The sequence below is a fragment of the Actinacidiphila bryophytorum genome (assembly GCF_016916835.1).
Lineage (GTDB): Bacteria > Actinomycetota > Actinomycetes > Streptomycetales > Streptomycetaceae > Actinacidiphila > Actinacidiphila bryophytorum.
This window is the reverse complement of the sequence record NZ_JAFFIX010000034.1, coordinates 33918-54201: the sequence shown is the minus strand read 5'-3', so window position 1 is coordinate 54201 and position 20284 is coordinate 33918. Positions and strand designations below refer to the sequence as shown.

The 20284-nt window shown below is 70.7% G+C and carries 16 protein-coding genes; 9 read left to right on the top strand and 7 right to left on the bottom strand.

Annotated elements, in window-relative coordinates:
- Positions 1-256: ricin-type beta-trefoil lectin domain protein (locus JT723_RS32125; RefSeq protein ID WP_205048394.1), on the top strand; the 256-nt coding region annotated here is incomplete at its 5' end.
- Between the two features lie 140 nt (positions 257-396).
- Positions 397-1833 carry an arabinofuranosidase catalytic domain-containing protein gene (locus JT723_RS32120; RefSeq protein ID WP_205048398.1) on the top strand — a complete coding sequence of 479 codons (1437 nt, stop codon included), beginning with the start codon at positions 397-399 and terminating at the stop codon, positions 1831-1833.
- Positions 1834-1901: 68 nt separating this feature from the next.
- Here JT723_RS32120 and JT723_RS32115 read toward each other — a convergent pair whose 3' ends face one another.
- The 4 genes from JT723_RS32115 to JT723_RS32100 all read right to left on the bottom strand — a co-directional run bounded on the left by JT723_RS32115 (position 1902) and on the right by JT723_RS32100 (position 6897).
- Positions 1902-2939, bottom strand: a complete 1038-nt coding sequence (locus tag JT723_RS32115) for an ABC transporter permease (protein ID WP_205048393.1) — start codon at positions 2937-2939, stop codon at positions 1902-1904.
- Positions 2932-4440 carry a sugar ABC transporter ATP-binding protein gene (locus JT723_RS32110; protein WP_205048392.1) on the bottom strand — a complete coding sequence of 503 codons (1509 nt, stop codon included), beginning with the start codon at positions 4438-4440 and terminating at the stop codon, positions 2932-2934. The genes JT723_RS32115 and JT723_RS32110 overlap by 8 nt, the downstream gene beginning before the upstream one ends.
- A gap of 20 nt (positions 4441-4460) precedes the next feature.
- Positions 4461-5516: a sugar ABC transporter substrate-binding protein gene (locus JT723_RS32105; RefSeq protein ID WP_205048391.1), complete on the bottom strand. Its 1056-nt coding sequence runs from the start codon at positions 5514-5516 to the stop codon at positions 4461-4463.
- A 76-nt stretch (positions 5517-5592) separates the two neighbouring features.
- Positions 5593-6897: an L-fuconate dehydratase gene (locus JT723_RS32100; protein WP_205048390.1), complete on the bottom strand. Its 1305-nt coding sequence runs from the start codon at positions 6895-6897 to the stop codon at positions 5593-5595.
- A 258-nt stretch (positions 6898-7155) separates the two neighbouring features.
- Between JT723_RS32100 and JT723_RS32095 the strand changes: the two genes are divergently transcribed.
- The 5 genes from JT723_RS32095 to larE all read left to right on the top strand — a co-directional run bounded on the left by JT723_RS32095 (position 7156) and on the right by larE (position 11905).
- Positions 7156-7869 carry a FadR/GntR family transcriptional regulator gene (locus JT723_RS32095; RefSeq protein WP_205048389.1) on the top strand — a complete coding sequence of 238 codons (714 nt, stop codon included), beginning with the start codon at positions 7156-7158 and terminating at the stop codon, positions 7867-7869.
- A 25-nt stretch (positions 7870-7894) separates the two neighbouring features.
- Positions 7895-9169: a nickel-dependent lactate racemase gene (larA, locus tag JT723_RS32090; RefSeq protein WP_205048388.1), complete on the top strand. Its 1275-nt coding sequence runs from the start codon at positions 7895-7897 to the stop codon at positions 9167-9169.
- 62 nt (positions 9170-9231) lie between these two features.
- Positions 9232-9909 carry a nickel pincer cofactor biosynthesis protein LarB gene (larB, locus tag JT723_RS32085; protein WP_205048387.1) on the top strand — a complete coding sequence of 226 codons (678 nt, stop codon included), beginning with the start codon at positions 9232-9234 and terminating at the stop codon, positions 9907-9909.
- On the top strand, positions 9906-11069 hold the full coding sequence (gene larC / locus JT723_RS32080) for a nickel pincer cofactor biosynthesis protein LarC (protein ID WP_205048386.1): 1164 nt from the start codon (positions 9906-9908) through the stop codon (positions 11067-11069). Before larB ends, larC begins: the two co-directional genes overlap by 4 nt.
- A complete protein-coding gene (larE, locus tag JT723_RS32075; protein WP_205048385.1) occupies positions 11066-11905 on the top strand; it encodes an ATP-dependent sacrificial sulfur transferase LarE in 840 nt (279 codons plus the stop codon). Before larC ends, larE begins: the two co-directional genes overlap by 4 nt.
- A gap of 193 nt (positions 11906-12098) precedes the next feature.
- On the opposite strand, the gene JT723_RS32070 is transcribed toward larE, so the two are convergent.
- Positions 12099-13472, bottom strand: a complete 1374-nt coding sequence (locus tag JT723_RS32070; protein WP_205048384.1) for a ricin-type beta-trefoil lectin domain protein — start codon at positions 13470-13472, stop codon at positions 12099-12101.
- Between the two features lie 456 nt (positions 13473-13928).
- On the opposite strand from JT723_RS32070, the gene JT723_RS32065 reads away from it, so the two are divergent.
- The gene (locus tag JT723_RS32065) at positions 13929-16337 is read left to right on the top strand and encodes a ricin-type beta-trefoil lectin domain protein (protein WP_205048383.1); all 2409 of its coding nucleotides are present in this window, start codon (positions 13929-13931) and stop codon (positions 16335-16337) included.
- 69 nt (positions 16338-16406) lie between these two features.
- Complete coding sequence (locus JT723_RS32060; protein ID WP_205048382.1) at positions 16407-18389, top strand: alpha-L-fucosidase; 1983 nt, start codon at positions 16407-16409, stop codon at positions 18387-18389.
- Between the two features lie 79 nt (positions 18390-18468).
- On the opposite strand, the gene JT723_RS32055 is transcribed toward JT723_RS32060, so the two are convergent.
- Both JT723_RS32055 and JT723_RS32050 read right to left on the bottom strand, forming a co-directional pair.
- The gene (locus JT723_RS32055) at positions 18469-19329 is read right to left on the bottom strand and encodes a carbohydrate ABC transporter permease (RefSeq protein WP_251512520.1); all 861 of its coding nucleotides are present in this window, start codon (positions 19327-19329) and stop codon (positions 18469-18471) included.
- Entirely contained in the window at positions 19326-20270 is a 945-nt protein-coding gene (locus JT723_RS32050; RefSeq protein ID WP_205048381.1) for a carbohydrate ABC transporter permease, read from the bottom strand. The genes JT723_RS32055 and JT723_RS32050 overlap by 4 nt, the downstream gene beginning before the upstream one ends.
- Between the last annotated feature and the right edge of the window lie 14 nt (positions 20271-20284).

Below are 20284 nucleotides of genomic sequence, written 5' to 3'. Positions count from 1 at the left end.
ACTGACGGTCGTCTCCGGCGGCGCGCAGCTGTGCCTCGACGCCTACAACAACCAGACCACCGCAGGCACCAAGGTCGAGACCTGGTCCTGCAACGGCGGCGCCAACCAGCAGTGGAGCGTCAACTCCAACGGCACGGTCACCAGTACGCAGTCGGGCCTGTGCCTGGACGTCACAGGGGCCTCGACGGCCAACGGCGCCCTGGTGGAGCTGTGGACCTGCAACGGCGGCAGCAACCAGCAGTGGACGCTGAGCTGAACCACGCCCCATGCCCCTGCCGGACCTCCGGCAGGGGCACACCTTTATCCGCAAGGAGTGGAAACATGCTGCATCCGAACGCCTCGCCAGGCGGCGGCGCACGCAGACGGGCACATCCGTCCCTCGTCGTGTCGTCCGTGCTGGCGCTCCTGGCCACCCTGCTCGCCGCGGCCGTCGGCATGTCGGCGCCCGCGTCGGCCGCGACGGCGCCCGTGGTGAGCGCGGCGTCAGGCCGGTGTCTCGACGTGAAGGGCAACGTCGACACGGTGGGCACAGCGCTGGACATCTGGGACTGCAACGGCCAGAGCGGCCAGGCCTTCGAGTTCACCTCCGCGGGCGAGCTGCGGACGCTGAACGGCACGCGCTGCGCCGACGCCAACGCCCAGGGGACGACCCCGGGGACCCAGGTGATCATCTGGTCCTGCAACGGGCAGGCCAACCAGCAGTGGCGGCAGAACTCCGACGGGTCGGTCACCGGTGTGCAGTCGGGCCTGTGCCTGGACGTCACAGGGGCCTCGACGGCCAACGGCGCCCTGGTGGAGCTGTGGACCTGCAACGGCCAGAGCAACCAGAAGTGGACCACCTCGACGACGACCACCCCGCCCCCGTCAGGCTCGGGGCCGTGCGACATCTACAACTCGGGCGGCACGCCGTGCGTCGCCGCGCACAGCACCGTACGGGCGCTCTACGGCTCCTACACCGGCAGCCTCTACCAGGTGCGGCGCTCGTCGGACAACTCGACCAGGAACATCGGCGTGCTGGCCGCCGGCGGTTACGCCGACGCCGCCGCGCAGGACTCGTTCTGCGCGAACACCTCCTGCGTGATCACGGTGGTCTACGACCAGTCCGGCCGCGGCAACGACCTGTGGTACCAGGGCTCGTCGCAGGTTCCCGGGTCGAGCCAGAGCAGTCCCGCGAAGGCGACGTCGGAAGCGCTGACCGCCGGGGGTAACAAGGCGTACTCGCTCTACATCAACCCGGGCAACAGCTACTGGCGCGACGGCCACCTGACCGGTGTCCCGACCGGCAGCGCGCCGGAGGGCGCGTACATGGTGACCAGCGGGACCCATGTCAACAACGGCTGCTGCTTCGACTACGGCAACAGCGAGACGACCAGGAAGGCGGACGCCGCCGGTGCCATGGACGCGATCAACTTCGGCACCGAGTGCTGGTTCGGCGGCTGCTCGGGCAGCGGCCCGTGGGTGCAGGCCGACCTCGAATGGGGCCTGTACCCCGGGGGAAGCCAGTCCTGGAACTCCAACCAGCGGGCGTTCACCAGCAAGTTCGTCACCGCGATGCTCAAGAACAACGGGACGTCGCGTTTCGCGTTGAAAGGCGCCAACGCCCAGTCCGGTTCGCTGACCACGCTGTGGGACGGCGGACTGCCCAGCGGGTACAGCCCCATGAAGAAGCAGGGGGCCATCGTGCTGGGCAGCGGCGGCGACTGCTGCAAGCCCGGCGGCGGAGCCAACCTCAGCGCGGGGACCTTCTACGAGGGCGCCGTCGTCGCCGGCTACCCCTCCGACGCCACCGACGCCGCGGTGCAGGCGAACATCACCGCCGCCGGCTACCGCTGAGCCGGCCGCCCGTGGTGCCGTCCCCCGTCCGGGACGGCACCACGGGCGGAAAGCCGCGCGGCACCCCGCTACTCCTGGATCTTCCCGCCGGTGACGCGGGACAGGGCCAGGGCGATGAGGATGATGCCGCCGTTGAGGGCGCCGATCCACTGGGCGGGGACACCGCCGAGGGTGAGGACGTTCTGGATGAGGTAGAGCAGCAGGATGCCGGTGAAGGCTCCGAAGACGCTGCCCTTCCCGCCGTTGAGGCTGATGCCGCCGATGACGGCCGCGGCGAAGACGGTGAAGATGTACCCGTTGCCCTGGGCGGAGGCCACCGACGCCAGCCGGCCGGAGAGCATGAGGCCGCTGAGGGCCGCGAGCCCGCCGGCGGTGACCATGACGATCCACAGGACCCGGTCGGTGCGGATGCCGGCCGCCTTCGCGGCGTCGACATTGCCGCCGATGGCGTACAGGGACCGGCCGAAGCTGGTGAAGCCCAGGACCACGATGCCGATCGCGAAGAGGATCAGGCAGACCCACACCGAGGCCGGCATTCCGAGCCATTCGGTGGTGCCGACGTAGAGCATGGAGCCGGGCAGGTGGAAGAAGGTCTGGCCGCCGGAGATGCCCGTGAGGATGCCGCGCAGCACGATGAGCATGCCCAGGGTGACGATGAAGCCGTTGAGTCCGAAGTTGATGATGAACAGGGCGTTGACCGCACCGATGGCCAGCCCGACGGCCAGCGTGACGGGGACGGCCCAGCCGCCGGGGAGCAGCCCGAGCCCGTGGCCCGCACCGGTGGGAACGGTCAGCCAGGCGGCCACGCCCGGGGCCAGCCCCATGGTGGACTCCAGCGACAGGTCCATCTTCTTGACGATCAGGACCATCGTCTCCGCCAGGACCAGGACGGCGATCTCCGACATCGTCTGGAGGACGTTGATGATGTTGTCGGTCTGCAGGAAGACGGAGTTGACCAGCTGCCCGACGACGGCGATCACGATGATGGGCGGGATCAGGGCGAGGTCCCGCAGCCGGGCGAAGGCGATCCGCCGCTCGGCCGAGACGGCGGGCCTGGGGGGTTCTGCGGAGTCCTTGTGCGTACCGGTGGCCACGGTGTCAGGCATCGAGGTCCACTCCTTCCATGGCGGCCACCAGTTCGTGGTCGTTCCATCCGCGGGGCATTTCGGCGACGACCCGGCCCTGCACCATGACCAGGACCCGGTCGCAGACGCGCAGGTCGTCCAGTTCGTCGGAGGCCAGCAGGACGGCGGTGCCGCCGGCCGCCGTCTGCTCCACCTTGTGCAGCAGGAACTCCTTGGACCGGACGTCGACGCCCGCCGTGGGGCTGATCAGGACCAGCAGCCTCGGGTCGTTGGCGAGGGCGCGGGCCATGACGACCTTCTGCTGGTTTCCGCCGGACAGCCCGGCCACCGGCAGGTCGGGGCCGGGCGTCTTGATGGCCAGGTCGTCGATCGCGGCCCGTGCCAGCTCCTCGCGCACCCGTCCGTTGATGAACCCGTACGGTCCCAGTCGGCGGGGGACGGTCAGGGTGCCGTTGTCGGCGATGGACATGTGCGGCACGTACCCCTGGTGGTGCCGGTCCTGGGGGACGAAGCCGACTCCGGCGGCCAGCGTGCCGGGGACGCTGCCCGGCCGGGGGCGGGCACCCCCGACGTCCACGGTCCCGCTGTCGGCGGCGCGCAGCCCCACGACGGTCTCCGCGACCTCGGTGCGGCCGCTGCCCGCGGCCCCGGCCAGGCCGACGATCTCGCCTGCCGCGACCTCGAAGGAGACGTCCTGGTAGCTGCCGGCGCTGGTGAGGGACCCGACGGCGAGGGTCCGGCCGGCGCCTGCGGGGGGCGGACGGCGGGGCGCGCGCCCGCCCGCCTCCGCCGCGTCGCCGGTCATGGCGGCCACCAGTTCGCCGCGCGGCAGGTCCGCCACGGGCGCGGTGAGGACATGGCGGGCGTCGCGGAAGACCGTCACGGTGTCGCAGATGTCGTAGACCTCCTGCAGGTGGTGGCTGATGAACAGGAAGGTCACGCCCTGCTGCTGGAGGTCCCCGATCCGGGTGAACAGCCGGCTGATGGCCGCGGCGTCCAGCTGTGCGGTCGGCTCGTCGAGGACGATGAAGCGGGCGCCGAAGGACAGCGCCCGGGCGATCTCCACGAACTGCCGCTGCTCGATGGTCAGTTCGCGGGCCGGCAGGCGTACGTCCACGTCCACCGACCACTTGTGGAGCAGGTCGCGGGACTTGCGCCTGACCTCGTTCCAGCGGACCAGTCCGAGCTGCCCGCGGTCCAGGCGGTGCAGGAACAGGTTCTCCGCCACGGTCAGTTCCGGGATGATCGTGGACTTCTGGTAGACGCAGGCGACCGACCTGCGCCAGGCGTCCCGGTCCGCCAGCCGCGGGGCGGGCCGGCCGCTGAAGGCGACCGCTCCCCGGTCGGGGGCCTGCAGGCCGGTCATGATGGAGACCAGGGTGGACTTCCCCGCGCCGTTGCGGCCGACGAGTGCGTGGGTCTGTCCCTGGTGGATGGTGATGTGGGCGTCGTCGAGCGCCACGGTGGAGTCGAACTGCTTGACGATTCCCGACGCTTCGGCGACGGGCGGTGCCGTACCCATGGCTGGTGTCGCCTTCCCGGTCAGCTGAGGTGGTTGCCCCACAGGGAGGTGTCGGAGTTCTTCACGCTGGCCACCCCGCCGTACGTGGCCCCGTCTGCCGTCACCAGCGGGGCGGACAGCTGGTCCTCCAGCACACCCGGGCGGACCTGGATGATGGTGCTGGCGTGGTCGGTCTTCCCCGGCTTGAAGGTCTTCCCGTCCAGGGCTGCCTGGAGGTAGTAGAGCGCGTACTTGGCGTACAGGTCGGCCGGCTGGGAGACGGTGGCGTCGATCTTGCCGGCGGCGATGTCGCTGAGTTCCTCCGGGATGCCGTCGTTGGACACGACGAAGACGTGCTTGGGGTCGCTCGGTCCGACCAGCAGTCCCTTCTGCTTGAGGACCTGCAGGGTGCCGGACAGCGCGAAGCTGGACTGCATGTAGACGCCCTTGATGCCCGGGTGGGCGGTCAGGTCCGTCTGCAGTTTCTGCGCTGCGGTCGCGCCGTCCCAGTTGGTGGCCTCCCCGTAGACCTTGATGCCGGGGAAGTCCTGCTTCATGCAGTCGTTGAACGCCTCCGTGCGGTCCCGGCCGTTGATCGAGGACAGGTCGCCCTCCAGCATGACGACCTCGCCCTTGCCGCCGAGCTTGGCGCCGAGGAACTGGCAGGCCTTCTGGCCGTACGCGCGGTTGTCGGCGCGGACCACCATGTAGACGCTGCCGCTGTCAGGGCGGGTGTCGACGGTGACGACGGGGATCTTCTTGCTCGCCAGCTGGTCGAGGGTGGGCGCGATCGCGGCGGTGTCCTGCGGCGCCATCGCCACGCCCTTGACGCCCTGGCTGATGAAGGTCTGGACGTTGGCGGTGAGTTTGGCCACGTCGTTCTGGGAGTTCGTCGTCTTCAGCGTCATCTTCAGCTGCTTGGCGAACTGCGGGGTGTACTTGATGTACGAGTTCCAGAAGTCGGTGTCGGAGCGGGGGTAGTCCACGCCGACGGCCGAGGAGCCGCCGGAGTCGGAGTTGCAGGCGGTGAGCACGGGTATCGCCACGGCGGCGAGCACGGCTGCCAGCGCGGTGGTCCTTCTCGTGGGTGGCTTCATTGCTCAGGTCTCCTCGGGTCCTTGCGCGGACGAAGCTGGGCTGGGGCGGTGCGGGGACGGACTCGGCGCGGGCCGCTCATGCCGCCTTCCGCTTCCACACGGCGCCTTCGGGGAAGCGGTGGGCGGCTGCCGACTGGGCGTGCAGCTCGGCGCTGAGCCCGGGTGCGGTCGGCGCCAGATAGCGGCCCCGGCGGATGCGCACCGGATCGGTGAAGTGCTCGTGGAGGTGGTCGACGTACTCGATGACGCGGTTGTCCATGGAGCCGGAGACGGCCACGTAGTCGAACATGGCCAGGTGCTGGACCATCTCGCACAGGCCCAGGCCGCCGGCGTGCGGGCACACCGGAACGCCGAACTTGGCGGCCAGCAGCAGGATCGCGACGTTCTCGGTCACCCCCGCGGTCCTGCTGGCGTCCATCTGCAGGACGTCCAGTGCGCCGGCCTGCAGCAGCTGCTTGAACATCACCTGGTTGTGGGTGTGCTCCCCGGTGGCCACCTTGATCGGCGCGACCGCCCTGCGGACCGCGGCGTGGCCGAGGATGTCGTCGGGGGAGGTGGGCTCCTCGATCCAGTACGGGTCGTAGGGCGCCAGCCGCCGCATCCAGTCGATCGCCTGCGGCACGCCCCAGGCCTGGTTGGCGTCGACCGCGATGCGGATGCCGGGGCCTACCGCCTCGCGGGCCAGCCGCATCCGCCGGACGTCGTCGTCGGGGTCGGCCCCCACCTTCAGCTTGATCTGGGTGAAGCCCTCGGCGACGGCGGCCTGCGACAGGCGGACCAGCTTCTCGTCGGAGTAGCCCAGCCAGCCCGGCGTGGTGGTGTAGGCGGGGAAGCCCTCGGACAGCAGCTGCTCGGCCCGTTGAGCACGGCCGGGCTCGGCCCGGCGCAGGATGTCCAGCGCCTCCTCGCGGGTCAGGGCGTCCTGCAGGTAGCGGAAGTCCACCAGGTCGACCAGCTGCTCGGGGGACAGCCCGGCCAGCAGCCGCCAGACCGGTTTGCCCTCCCGGCGGCCGTACAGGTCCCAGACGGCGTTGACGATCGCCGCGGCGGCCATGTGGATCGCCCCCTTCTCCGGCCCCAGCCAACGCAGTTGGCTGTCGCCGGTCAGGCGGCGGGAGAAGGCGCCGAGATCGCCCAGCACCTCCTCGACCGGCAGGCCGACCACGAGCCGGGCGAGGGACCGGACGGCCGCGACCTCCACCTCGTTGCCCCGGCCCACGGTGAAGGCCAGGCCGTAGCCGGCCGCCCCGCTGCTGGTCCGTACGGTCACATAGGCGCCCGAGTAGTCCGGCTCCGGGTTCATCGCGTCGGATCCGTCCAGGTCGAGCGAGGTGGGGAAGCGGACATCGGCCGTCTCCACGGCGATGATCAGCTCGGCCATGTGTCCTGGCCCTTCCGGAATCCATGGGCATGCGCCCAGGGGCACTGCTGCATCCATGACATGGGATGGATTTATACGGGTCGTGTCGACGGCCTGTCTAGAGGACGTCATCGAATCGCTGTTGATGTTGCAGGTGGAGCCGGTGGCAGCCGATGTGGGGCATGTCGCGCGATCGGGGAATATCCATCCCATGTCTGTCAGACATTGGATGACGCTGCTACTCTCATGCAGCGCCTGCAGGGGAGTGGGGACGAATCGATGTCACTGACGGACAAGGCCATCGCCCGGATCAGGGAACTCATCCAGTCAGGAGAGCTGCTCCCCGGGGCGAAACTGCCTCCGGAACAGCAACTGGCCTCCGACCTCGGGCTCTCCCGGAACCTGATGCGCGAGGCGGTCAAAGCCCTCGTCGTCGCACGGGTCCTGGAGATCCGGCGGGGGGACGGCACCTATGTGACCAGCCTGGAGCCCGCACTGCTGCTGGAGAGCCTCGGGTCCGCGGTGGAACTGCTGCGCGGCGACACGCTGCTGGAGCTGACCGAGGTCCGCAGGCTCTTCGAGCCGATCGCCACAGGGCTGGCCGCAGGCCGGGTCACCGAGGAGAACCTGACCGAGATCAGGTACCACCTGGACGCGATGACGCGCGCCAGCGACGACGTCGAACTGCTCAACGAGCACGACGCGGCCTTCCACCGCGCCGTGATCGCCTCCGCGGGCAACAGCACGCTGGCCACCCTGCTGGAGGGCATCTCCAGCCGCACGGTACGCGCCCGGGTCTGGCGCGGGCTGGTCGACGACAAGGCCGGCGACCGCACCATCGCCGAGCACCGGGCGATCTACAACGCCCTGGTCGCACGGGACCGCGCGCTGGCCGAAGCGGTGGCGCTGATCCACGTCAGTACGACCGAGCAGTGGCTGCGCGAGCACGTCGAGCAGGAAGGCCCGCCCGGCGGCGCGGGCAGCCGGCCGTGACCGCCCGGCGGGAAGGACCGCAGCGGTGAGGATACGGCTGGCCTACGGCGAGAGCGGGCTGGACATCGACGTCGACCCCGCGGTGACCACCGTCGTCGAACCGGTGCACCATGACGCCGCCCCCGACCAGGCCGCGGCACTGACCGCGGCGCTGCGGCACCCGGTCGCCGGGCCCCCGCTGCGCGAGCGGGTCCGCCCCGGGCAGACGGTGGCGATCTCGATGTGCGACGGCACCCGCCCGCAGCCGCGGCACCTGATGATCCCCGCCGTCCTGGCGGAACTGGAGGGTGTCGTACGCCTCGACGACGTGGTGATCCTGGTCGCCACCGGGACGCACCGCGGCAACACCGACGCGGAACTGCGGCGGATGCTCGGCGACGACGTGGTCGACCGGGTGCGCGTGGTCAACCACGACGCACGCGACCGCAGCCGGCTGACCTGGATGGGCACCCACGGCGACGGGGTGCCGGTGTGGCTCGCCAGGGAGTGGGCCGAGGCGGACGTGCGGATCACGACCGGGTTCGTCGAACCGCACTTCTTCGCGGGCTTCTCCGGCGGTCCCAAGCTCGTCGCGCCGGGACTTGCCGCACTGGAGACCGTACTCGTCCTGCACGACGCCGCCCGTATCGGCAGCCCCCGCGCCACCTGGGGCATCACCCGCGGCAACCCCGTCCACGACGACGTGCGCGCCATCGCGGAGGCCACCGGCGTCACCTTCGCCCTCGACGTGATCCTCAACCGGGACAAGGACGTCGTCGCCGCATTCGGCGGGGACCTGCTGCCCATGCACGCCGCCGCCACCGCCGCCGCCAGGCGCATGGCCATGCGCCCGGTGCCCGCGCCCTTCGACGTGGTCGTCACGACCAACTCCGGCTTCCCGCTGGACCAGAACCTCTACCAGGCGGTGAAGGGGATGTCGGCCGCCTACCAGGTCGTACGGCCGGGAGGGACGATCGTGTGCGCCGCCGAATGCCGCGACGGCTTCCCCGACCACGGCTCCTACCGCCAGGTCCTGGCCTCGGCGGCCTCGCCGCAGGAACTGCTCGCGGCCATCGGGGCACGCTCCGCGGGGGAGACCGTGCCCGACCAGTGGCAGGTGCAGATACAGGCCCGTATCCAGTCGGGAAGCGACGTCGTGATGGCGACCTCGTACCTGACCGACGACGAACTGGCGGGCGCGCACCTGCGGCAGACCCGGGACGTGTCGGAAACCGTGGCACAGGCGCTGGCCGCCGCGGGGCCCGGGGCGCGGCTGTGCGTGCTGCCCGAGGGCCCGCAGACGATCCCGTATCTCGCCTGACCGGTCGGCGACCGGATACCGCTCGAACCGACCGGACCGATACGACACCTGAGGGGGTCCGCGTGGACACCACGTATCTCGACCTCGGCTTCGCCCGGGTCGACGTCGACCGCGAGGCCCGGCAGGGCGTGCCCGAGGTCGTGTACGGCCCCGGCAAGACCACCGGGCAGATCGCCGGCATCGTCACCGCACTGCTGCGGCACAACCAGGGGCCCGTCCTGGTCACCCGCATCGGACCCGCCGAGGCGGCAGCCGTCGCACAGGAGGTGCCCGAGGGGCGCTACGACGCCGAGGCGCGGCTGCTGACGTGGCGTCCGGCGGACCCGCGCGGCTTCGCGCTGGGCGTCGTGGCCGCCGGTACCGCCGACCGGCCGGTGGCAGCGGAGGCCGCTGCCGTCGCCGCCGCGCTGGGGCTGGCCACCACCGCCTGGCACGACGTCGGCGTGGCCGCGCTGGACCGGGTGCTGGCCGTCAAGGACGAGTTGCGGCGGCAGGACGCCGTGATCGTCGTGGCGGGGATGGAGGGCGCCCTGGCCAGCGTGGTGGGCGGCCTGGTCGCCTGCCCGGTCGTCGCCGTGCCCACCTCGACCGGCTACGGGGCATCGCTGGAAGGCGTCACCGCCCTGCTGGCGATGCACGCCTCCTGCGCCGCGGGGGTCACCGTGGTCAACATCGACTCCGGTTTCGGGGCGGCGATGGCGGCGCACCGCCTCGCCAGGACGCGTGAGGACGTGTCGTGATCTGCTGGATCAACCCCTTCACCGGACTGGCGGGGGACATGCTGCTGGCCGCCCTCGTCGACGCGGGCGCGCCGCTGGACCGGATCAGGGAGGCCGTCGGCTCCACCGGCCTGACCGGATGGGACCTCACGGCAGAGCGGGTCACCACGCACGGCCTGGCCGCGGTACGGGTCCGCGTGGAGGTGACGGACACCGCCGCGCGGCGCCCGGCCGGCCTGCTCATGGACATGGTCTCCCGCGCCCGCCCGCGGCCCGTCGCGGCGCTCGCCACCGCCGCCCTGACCGCGATAGCGGCCGTGGAGGGCAGGCTGCACGGCGTCGACCCGCACGAGGTGCACCTCCACGAACTCGGCGGGCACGACACGGTCGTGGACATCGTCGGCATCGCGGCGGCGCTGCACCACCTTGGTGTCACGCAGGTGGTCTGCGGCCCGCTGCCGCTCGGCGTCGGGCGCACGCGTTCCGCGCACGGCATCATCCCGGTCCCCGCCCCCGCCACCCTGGAACTCCTCAGGGGAGCCGCCGTGACGGGCACGGACGTCCCCGGCGAGACCGTCACACCGACGGCTGCGGCCGTGCTGTCCGCGGTGGCCGCCAGGTACGAGCCGCTGCCGCCGGCCGTGCTGGGGCGTACCGGCTACGGGGCCGGCACCAGGACGCTGGACGACCGGCCCAACGTCTGCGCCGTCACCGTGGCCGCGGACGTGCGGGACGGCCGGGAGAGCGTCGCGCTGCTGGAGACCAACCTGGACGACGTCACCGGCGAGGTCCTGGCGCACGTGGTCCAGCGGGCGCTGGACGCGGGCGCGCTGGACGCCTGGGTGACGCCCGCGGTGATGAAGAAGGGCCGCCCGGCACACGTGCTGCACTGCCTGTGCCGCCCGGAACTGGCCGGCGCCGTGCAGGAGCTGATGGCGGCCGAGACCGGCACCCTGGGCATCCGCAGGAGCGACGTCTCCCGCACCGCCTTCCCGCGCCGCACCGAGGTGGTGGACGTGCGGGGAGCGGCCGTCCGGGTCAAGCACGGGCCTTACCGGGCCAAGGCGGAACACGACGATGCCGCGGCGGCGGCGGCCCGGCTCGGCCTTCCGCTGCGCGAGGTGGCGGAGTTGGCGGAGACGGCCGCGGCTGCCGCGGCCCGCGAGGAGGACGGGTCATGACCGACGTGGAATCGGATGCGCAGCGGCTGCTGGAGCAGTTCGACGGCAGGGGACGGGTCGCCGTCGCCTTCTCCGGGGGCGCGGACTCGGCGCTGGTGCTGGCCGCCGCGGTACGCGCGCTGGGGGCCGCCGACGTCCTGGCCGTCACCGCCGTCTCCGAGAGCCTGGCCTCGGGGGAGCTGGAGCGGGCGGCGGACGTGGCCGCGGGCCTGCGCGTCGCCCACCTCACGCCCAGGACGAGGGAGCTGGAGCGCGCCGGCTACCGCGCCAACGGCCCCGACCGCTGCTACTTCTGCAAGTCGGAGGTGCTGGACTCGATCGGCAGGATCGCGGCCGAGTCGGGTTTCCGCCAGGTGGCCACCGGCACCAACGCCGACGACGCGGCCGACCTCTTCCGTCCCGGGATCCGGGCGGGCAGCGAACGCGGCGTCCTGACCCCGCTGCTGGGCGCGGGCCTGACCAAGCAGCAGGTGCGCCGGCTCAGCCGCCACTGGTCCCTGCCCACCTGGGACAAGCCGGCCACTCCGTGCCTGGCCAGCCGGGTCGCCTACGGACTGCGGATCTCCGGCCCCCGGCTGGCCCGCGTCGACCGGGCGGAGGCGGCGGTGCGGACCGCACTGGGCGCCGCGGGCGTGGAGGCGGCGGACCTGCGGGTGCGGGACCTCGGCGGCGGCCGGGCACGCGTCGAGGTTCCGGCGGGTGTGCTGGGCGAGGCGGCCGCGCTTGCGGGCCTGCGCGACGTCCTGGCGTCCGCCGGGTTCGACGCGGACGCGGTCGAGGTGGCCGCCTTCCGCTCCGGCGCGCTGAACGACCCGCCCGCCGCTGCTCCCCGCTGACGGGGGGGAGCGGGGGACCGCCCGGCATGACGCGAGAGCCGTCCTCGACCCCCACCGGCCAAGGACGGCCCCCTATGCGGCGGCAGTCCACCCGGGGGAAAGGCCCCGGGCGCTCCAGGACTGCCGCCGCGAGATCTCGCGTCGAGCGCGTACCGACCGGATCACCGCACGGTGCACGGCATCCGGGTCCTGCTCAGCTGCGCAGGCTCCACTGCTGGTTGGAGCCACCGGTGCAGCTCCACAGCTGGATCTTGGTGCCGTTGCCGGTCGCCTGCCCCGCGGCGTCGAGGCACAGCCCCGACTGCACACCGGTCACGGTGCCGTTGGAGTTGATGTTCCACTGCTGGTTGGCCTGGCCGTTGCAGTCCCAGATCACCGCGGCGGTGCCGTTGGCGGTTCCCTGACCCGAGGCGTCCAGGCACTTGTTGCCGTAGACCATCAGCTGCTTGCCCGAGGTGTAGGTCCAGCGCTGGTTGCTGCCGCCGTTGCAGTCCCACAGCTCCGCCTGTGTGCCGTTGGCGGTCGTGGAGTTGCTGATGTCCAGGCACCGGCCGGACTGCTGGCCCACGACCTGCTGGTTGCCCGCAGGGCTGGTGGGCGGTTCGCTGGTGGGGGGTCCGCTGGTGGGCGGGGTGGAGGAGTCGAACTGCGTGAAGAACTTCCACACCTCGCCCGAGGTCCAGGTGTGCCAGCCGTCGCCTGTCGACCCGTCGATGGGGCCGGGGTCGTGTCCGGCTCCGTCGAAGGCCGCCCACACCACCGGATACCCCGCCTTGCACCCGGAGTAGGCGGTGATGATGTGCGTCAGGCTTCCGTAGGCCGGCTCCGGCGGGTTCTGCGGGGTGCAGCCGTTGTTCCTGACGAAGGTGTCGCGCAGCGAGCGCCCGGAGGCGATCGGCAGGACGTTGTCCCTGATGCCGTGCAGCCCCATGTACGCGACGGGCTGGGTGCCGCCGCTGCAGCCGCTGAGGTTGGCACCGGAGTACACCGCGACCGCGCGGAAGACCGTCGGCCGGGCGCAGGCGAGCGCGTACGTCATCGCCCCGCCGTAGCTGAACCCGGACGAGAACAGCTGGGTGCTGTCCACGCACAGGCCGGACTCGAGCTGCCGGACCATGTCGTCGACGAAGGTGACGTCCTGTCCGTTGGTGTTGGCCCAGCCGTTGTTGATGCCCTGGGGGGCGACGAAGATCGTGCCGTTGTTCGCACTGTCGGCCAGGCGCCTGAGCCCGTAGTAGGACCAGTTGTAGCCGTCGGTGCCGCCCGAGTCGACGTCGTTCATGGTGCCGCCCACCCAGTGGAAACCGAAGACCAGGCGGTAGGGGCGGTTGTTGTCGTAGTTGGCGGGGACCCGCAGGATGTAACTGCGGTTCTGGCCGCTGCTGGAGATCGTGTGCGTGCCGCTGGCCAGCGTCGGGGCCTTGCCGCACCCGGCCGTGGCCGCGGCGGCTGTGACCGTGGTGGGCGACGCACCCGTACCGAGGCTGTTGCTCAGCGCGGTGCCGGCCGCGGCCAGGACCAGGGCCAGCGCGGCCAGAACGGGTACGAGGAGGGATTTGCGTCTCATGGGCGCATCCTTTTGTGGGGGGAACAGACATCCTTCGCGTGAGCGCTAACATTCGCACTCGTCACGCGAGGTTTCTCACGATAGGGAGATGGGATGTCTTTGGCCTAACGGGGGCAGCCTGCATCACCCCCGCACGCCGTGTCAACCCTTATCACAAACAGCGCGGTGGTCACACGGGCAGCCCCGTGGCGGGGCGTCTGCCGGTGCGTGCACTCGGCAAGTGCCGTGCTTCCGGCCGGGGTTCGCACCCTTGACAGACCTGAGGAGTTGAGAGCACCGTCTGACCCCGAAACCTCTCGGCAATCCCACTTCATGGCGGGACTTTCCGACAGTTCCGAGTTGTGAGCGCTAACGCACCAGGCAGAACACCCCCCACGCATCACCGTCAGCGGGTCCTGCGGCCGGATCTCCGGCTCCGGCCGCAGGAGACCTCCCACCCTGCGAAAGGAATCCACCGTGTCAGCACTCGGCCAGTTGTTCCGGCGAACGCGAGCCTCGACGGTCGTGCTCCTGGGCCTACTCCTCGCCGCGGGCGGCATCGTGGGCACGGGCGCGTCACCGGCCCATGCCGCGACCTCCATCACGATCAACGGCGCCTCCGGCGGCCGGACGTTCGACGGCGTCGGCGCGATCAGCGGCGGCGGCGGCAACAGCAGACTCCTGATCGACTACCCCGACCCCCAGCGCGGCCAGATCCTGGACTACCTGTTCAAGCCCGGCTACGGCGCCTCCCTGCAGATCCTCAAGGCCGAGGTCGGCGGCGACACCAACTCCACCTCCGGTGCCGAGCCGAGCCACCAGCACACCCGGTCCGACCTGAACTGCAACCGCGGCTACGAGTGGTGGCTGATGGAGCAGGCCAAGGCGCGCAACCCGAACATCAAGCTCTACGGGCTGGCCTGGGGCGCCCCCGGCTGGATCGGCAACGGGAACTTCTGGTCCACCGACATGGTCAACTACCTGGTCTCGTGGCTGGGCTGCGCCAAGCAGCACGGGCTGACTATCGACTACCTCGGCGGCTGGAACGAGCGCGGCTACAACGTCTCGTGGTACGAGCAGCTGCGCAGCGCGCTCAACAGCAACGGCTACTCGGCGATCAAGATCGTCGGGGCCGACTCCGACTGGACGATCGCGAACGACGTCAACTCCAACCCGACGTTCGCCTCCTCGGTGGGCGTCATCGGCACGCACTACCCCTGCGGGTACCGGTCGGCCCAGACCAACTGCAGCGTGCCGTCGTCCGCCCTGTCGTCCGGCAAGCAGCTGTGGGCGAGCGAGAACGGGTCGGACGACTACAACGGCGGTGCCCAGGCGATGGCGCGCGGCATCAACCGCGGCTACATCGACGGGAAGATGACGGCCTACCTCAACTGGCCGGTCGTCGCCTCCGTCACGCCGAACCTGCCCTACCCGACCATGGGACTCGCCCTGGCCTCGCAGCCGTGGTCCGGCTCCTACTCGATCGGCAAGAACGCCTGGGTGATGGCGCAGACCAGCCAGTTCACCGCCCCCGGCTGGAAGTACCTCGACTCCTCCAGCGGCTACATCGGCGGCAACCGCGCCAACGGCAGCTACGTGTCGCTGAAGTCGACCAACAACTCCGACTACTCCACGGTCATCGAGACGATGGACGCCGGCAGCGCCCAGACGCTGAACTTCACCGTCAGCGGCGGGCTGTCCACCGGAGCGGTCCACGTGTGGTCGACCAACGTCAACTCCGGCAACCCGTCCGACTACTTCGTGCACTCCGCGGACATCACCCCGTCGGGCGGGAGCTTCAGCCTCACCGTGCAGCCCGGCCGCGTCTACACCGTGACCACCACGACCGGCCAGGGCAAGGGCACTGCCACCGGGCCGGCTCAGGGCTCGCTGGGGCTGCCCTACAGCGACTCCTTCGACGGCTACACGGCAGGCACCGAGGCGAAGTACCTGATGGACTGGCAGGGCGCCTTCGAGGAGACCGCCTGCGGCGGCGGCCGCAGCGGGATGTGCGTGCGCCAGATGAGCCCGCAGAAGCCGATCACCTGGGACGCGCTGTCCGATCCGCACGCCATGCTCGGTGACGTGGGCTGGAGCAACTACACCGTCTCCTCCGACGTGCTGCTCGAGCAGTCCGGGTACGCCGACCTGCTCGGCCGCGCCAACTCGCAGGACTACACCACCACCGGCGGCCTGAACGCCTACCACCTGCGGGTGACCGACGCGGGAGCCTGGTCGATCCTGAGTTCCAGCACCAACGGGAACGTCTCGACCCTGGCCCACGGCAACGTCTCGGCGCTGGGCACCAACCGGTGGCACACCCTGGGCCTGACCTTCGCCGGCTCGACCATCTCCGCGGTGATCGACGGTGCGGCGGTCGGCTCGGTCAACGACTACTCCTTCGCCGGCGGGCAGGTCGGCTACCAGACCGCCCAGACCGAGACGGCCGAGTTCGACAACCTGTCGATCACGCCCGGCAGCGGCGGCGGCAACGGCGGCACCACCTCCACCATCGTCGGCTCCGCCTCCGGCAGGTGCGTGGACGTGCCCAACCAGTCGCAGACGGCCGGCACCCAGGTGGAGCTGTGGGACTGCAACGGCGGCACCAACCAGCAGTGGACCAGCACCTCGTCGCACGAGCTGCGGGTCTACGGCGGCGACTGCCTCGACGCGTCCGGCGCGGCCACCAGCCCCGGCACCAAGGTGGACATCTGGACCTGCAACGGCGGCGCCAACCAGCAGTGGACGCTCAACGCTGACGGCACCATCACCGGCGTGCAGTCCGGGCTGTGCCTGGACGCCACGGGCAACGGCTCGGCCAACGGCACCCTGCTGGAGCTGTGGACGTGCACCGGGGGCGGCAACCAGAAGTGGACACGCGGCTGAGCGGGCGCCGGCAGCGACGGCTCCCCGACCAGCCAGACCACCTCGACACCCAACCTGAGAGGCTCACGCATGTCTTCCCCCTCTGCGCCGATCAGCCGGCGTAACCTGCTGGCGGCCGCCGGCGCGGCCACGGCCTTCGGACTGCTGCGGTTCGCCCCCGGCGCTGCCGCGACCGACGGCCCCGGCAGCTACAGCGCGAGCTGGTCCTCGGTGGACCAGCACCCCCCGGCCCCGGCCTGGTTCCAGGACGCCAAGTTCGGCATCTACTACCACTGGGGCGTCTTCAGCGTTCCCGCGTTCGGGAACGAGTGGTACCCGCGCAACATGTACATCGGCGGCTCGGCCGAGAACCAGCACCACATCGCCACCTACGGCGACCCCTCGTCGTGGCCGTACAACAACTTCATCGACGGCGCCCGCGACAAGGCGGGCAACTTCGTGCAGTTCGCCCCCAAGCTGGCCTCGCAGGGCGGCAGCTGGGACCCGGCGGCCTGGGCGCAGCTCTTCAAGGACGCCGGCGCCAGGTTCGCCGGCCCGGTGGCCGAGCACCACGACGGCTACTCCATGTGGAACAGCGCGTCCAACCCGTGGAACTCCGTGCGGCACGGCCCCAAGCTCGACCTCGTGGCGCAGCACGCCCAGGCGATCCGCGGGCAGGGTCTGAAGTTCATGGCCTCGCTGCACCACGCCTACCACTTCAACGGCTACTACGACCACGTGCCGTACCAGTCGGACGCGACGCTGCGCATCCTCTACGGCCAGCAGGGCACGTCCGCCGAGAACCAGCTCTGGTACAACAAGCTGATCGAGGTCATCGACGGCTACCAACCGGACCTGATCTGGCAGGACTTCGACCTCGGCCTCGTGCAGGAGTCCTACCGGCTGCAGTTCCTGGCGTACTACTACAACAAGGCCGTCTCCTGGAACAAGGACGTGGCCGCCACCTACAAGGACGGCCTGGACAACAAGGGCGAGGTCTTCGACTTCGAACGCGGCGGCCCTGCCGGCCTGATGACGCCCTACTGGCTCACCGACGACAGCATCTCCTCCTCCAGCTGGTGCTACACCAACGGCATCGGCTACTACACCACCCAGGCCCTGCTGCACGCGCTGATCGACCGGACGGCCAAGGGCGGCACCATGCTGCTGAACATCGCCCCCATGGCCGACGGCACCATCCCCTCGGGGCAGCAGACGATCCTGCGCGGCATGGGCGACTGGCTGGGCCGCTTCGGCGAAGCGGTCTACGGCACGCGCTCGTGGTCCAGCTACGGGGAGGGCCCGACGGCGATGGGCGGCGGCTCGTTCAGCGGCCCCAAGGCCGGCGTCGCCAAGGACGTCCGCTTCACCCGCAGCCAGGACAACAAGGTGCTCTACGCCACCGCCCTCGGCTGGCAGGGCGGCACCATGACCATCACCTCGCTCAACTCCAACCAGTTCAACATCAGCAGCCTGACCAGCGCCCAGCTGCTGAACAACACCGCGGGCAGCTACATCAACCTGCCCGCGCCGACCCAGGACGGCTCAGGACTGCACCTGGCCATGCCCTCCTCCACCGCGCCCTTCAGCGCGCTGGCCTACACCGTCAAGCTCACCTTCTCCGGCCAGATCCCCGCACTGGGCGGCGGCGGGACCGGGACCGGATACGTCAAGATCGCCAACGTGACCACAGGACTGGTGCTGGACAGCGGCGGCAACGTCGCCTCCGGCTCCAACCTCAAGCAGTGGAACTACGACGGGAGCACCAACCTCCAGTGGCAGCTGGTGGACCTCGGCAACGGCTACTACCGCATCGTCAACCGCACCAACGGCATGGTCGCCGACAGCTGGGGCAACACCGCCAACGGCGCCCCTGCCCGGCAGACGACGTGGAACGGCGGCAACAACCAGCAGTGGACCCTCACCAGCCTGGGCAACAACCGCTACCAGATCGTCAACCGCGGTACCGGCACCGCCCTTGACGGCGCCGGCAGCACCGCGGCCGGCTCCACGACGGTGATGTGGGCACCGAACTCCAACACCAACAACGAGTGGACGATCAGCGGCGTGTGACCGTCCCGCGTGCGACCCGGGGTGCGTGCCCGCTTCCAGGGGGGAGGCGGCACGCACCCCCGGGTGACTCCTGCCCGGCCTACTTGACGGCCCCGCCGGTGATGCCCGCCACGATCCTGCGCTGGGCGACCAGGAAGACGGCCACCATCGGCAGGCTCATGATGACGACGTAGGCGAAGACCAGGTGCCAGTTGTTGAGGTAGAGCTGGGCACTGGCCACCTTGAAGAGGTTCAGCGGGAGGGTGGCGCGCTCCCCGCTGCCCAGGACGAAGAAGGCGTAGAAGATGTCGCTCCACGCGTAGAGCATCACCATGATCGTCGCGGTGGCCAGGACCGGCCGCAGCAGCGGCAGGACGATGCGGACGAAGATGCGCAGCGGACCCGCGCCGTCCATGCGGGCGGCCTCCTCCAGCTCCAGCGGGATCGCCCGGATGAAGCCGGTGATGAAGAAGACCGACGTGGACAGGTACATCCCGGTGTAGACGGCGATCATGCCCGGCCTGGTGCCCGCCAGGCCCAGCTGCCGCAGCTCCATCACCACGGTGATGACCGACGGCGGCAGCAGCAGTCCGCTGATGCAGACCGCGTAGGCCGCCGTCACCAGCCAGGAGCTGCGGCGGGCGAAGACCCAGGCGGCCGCCGCGCCGAGGATCAGCACGAGCAGCACCGACGGCACCACCACGAGCAGGGAGTTGGCGAAGCCGCGCAGCATCTCGCCCTGGCTCATGGCGTCGCGGTAGTTGCCGGCCGGCTGCCAGTGGTGGGGCGCCGACAGGTTGGGCCTGACCGCCTCGGCCTGCGGCTTGGCGGAGGTGGTCAGGGTCAGCCACAGCGGTATCCCGATGGCGACGACCGCCAGCAGGACGACGATCAGCGGGCGGACGACGCGCCAGGCCGCCGAGGACGGAGCGCGGCCGCTCCTCAAGGCCACGGTGCTCACAGCGACAGCTCCCTTCGCCGCAGGCCGACGACCAGCGGGATCGCGGCGGCGACCACCACGAGGAAGAGGACCAGGCTCATCGCCGACGCCTGTGCGTACAGCCCCTCACCGAAGATGCGGAAGAGGTAGATGTTGAAGACCTCCGTCGAGGCGGCCGGCCCCCCGCCCGTGGTGGCCTGCACGATGTCGAAGGTGTTCATCGAGCCGACCAGGGCCGTGGTGACGTTGAAGGTGACGGCGGGCGCCAGCATGGGCCAGCGCACCGAGCGGAAGGTCTGCCAGGGGCCGGCACCGTCGATGCGGGCGGCCTCCAGCATGTCGCCGGGTATGCCCTTGAGCCCGGCGAGGTAGATCAGCATCGACAGGCCCATCCACTTCCAGCCGTGGATGACGGTGACCACCAGGAGCGTCCAGGTGGTCGAGCCCAGCCAGGGGATGTCGGTGCCCAGCAGGTGGTTGACGGCACCGTCCTGGTTCAGCAGGGCCTGGAAGACATAGCCGGTGGCGAGCGCCGAGATCAGCACCGGCAGGAAGAAGGCGGCACGGAAGAAGCGGTTGAAGCGGGTGTCCTCCTCCAGCAGCAGCGCCAGCACCAGGCCGAAGGCGTTCTGGAAGAGCGCGGCGAGGACCGCGTAGAGCACCGTGGTGCGCAGCGAGCGCAGCAGGGAGCCGTCGTCGAGGATGGAGCGGAAGTTGCCGAGTCCCGTGAAGGAGATGCGGGAGTGGTAGGCGGACCAGTCGGTGAACGGGTAGTAGAAGTTGAGCAGGTTCGGCACCAGGAAGAACGCCGTGAAGACGGCGATCGCCGGCAGGGCGAACCACCACGGGTGGTGGACGGCGGCGCGCGGCAGCCGGCCGGGCCGGGCCGCACGGGCCCGGCCCGGCCGGGCAGGTCGTGCGGCCGGGCCGCCGGGGTCGGTGCTTACGGTGGCGTGGGCCATGGGAGTCCCCCGGT

Bases quoted from the DNA above. Each gene is read 5' to 3' on its own strand.
- JT723_RS32115 (WP_205048393.1), bottom strand. From the start codon at position 2,939: ATGCCTGACACCGTGGCCACCGGTACGCACAAGGACTCCGCAGAACCC.
- JT723_RS32110 (WP_205048392.1), bottom strand. From the start codon at position 4,440: ATGGGTACGGCACCGCCCGTCGCCGAAGCGTCGGGAATCGTCAAGCAG.
- JT723_RS32105 (WP_205048391.1), bottom strand. From the start codon at position 5,516: ATGAAGCCACCCACGAGAAGGACCACCGCGCTGGCAGCCGTGCTCGCC.
- JT723_RS32100 (WP_205048390.1), bottom strand. From the start codon at position 6,897: ATGGCCGAGCTGATCATCGCCGTGGAGACGGCCGATGTCCGCTTCCCC.
- JT723_RS32095 (WP_205048389.1), top strand. From the start codon at position 7,156: ATGTCACTGACGGACAAGGCCATCGCCCGGATCAGGGAACTCATCCAG.
- larE (WP_205048385.1), top strand. From the start codon at position 11,066: ATGACCGACGTGGAATCGGATGCGCAGCGGCTGCTGGAGCAGTTCGAC.
- JT723_RS32070 (WP_205048384.1), bottom strand. From the start codon at position 13,472: ATGAGACGCAAATCCCTCCTCGTACCCGTTCTGGCCGCGCTGGCCCTG.
- JT723_RS32060 (WP_205048382.1), top strand. From the start codon at position 16,407: ATGTCTTCCCCCTCTGCGCCGATCAGCCGGCGTAACCTGCTGGCGGCC.
- JT723_RS32050 (WP_205048381.1), bottom strand. From the start codon at position 20,270: ATGGCCCACGCCACCGTAAGCACCGACCCCGGCGGCCCGGCCGCACGA.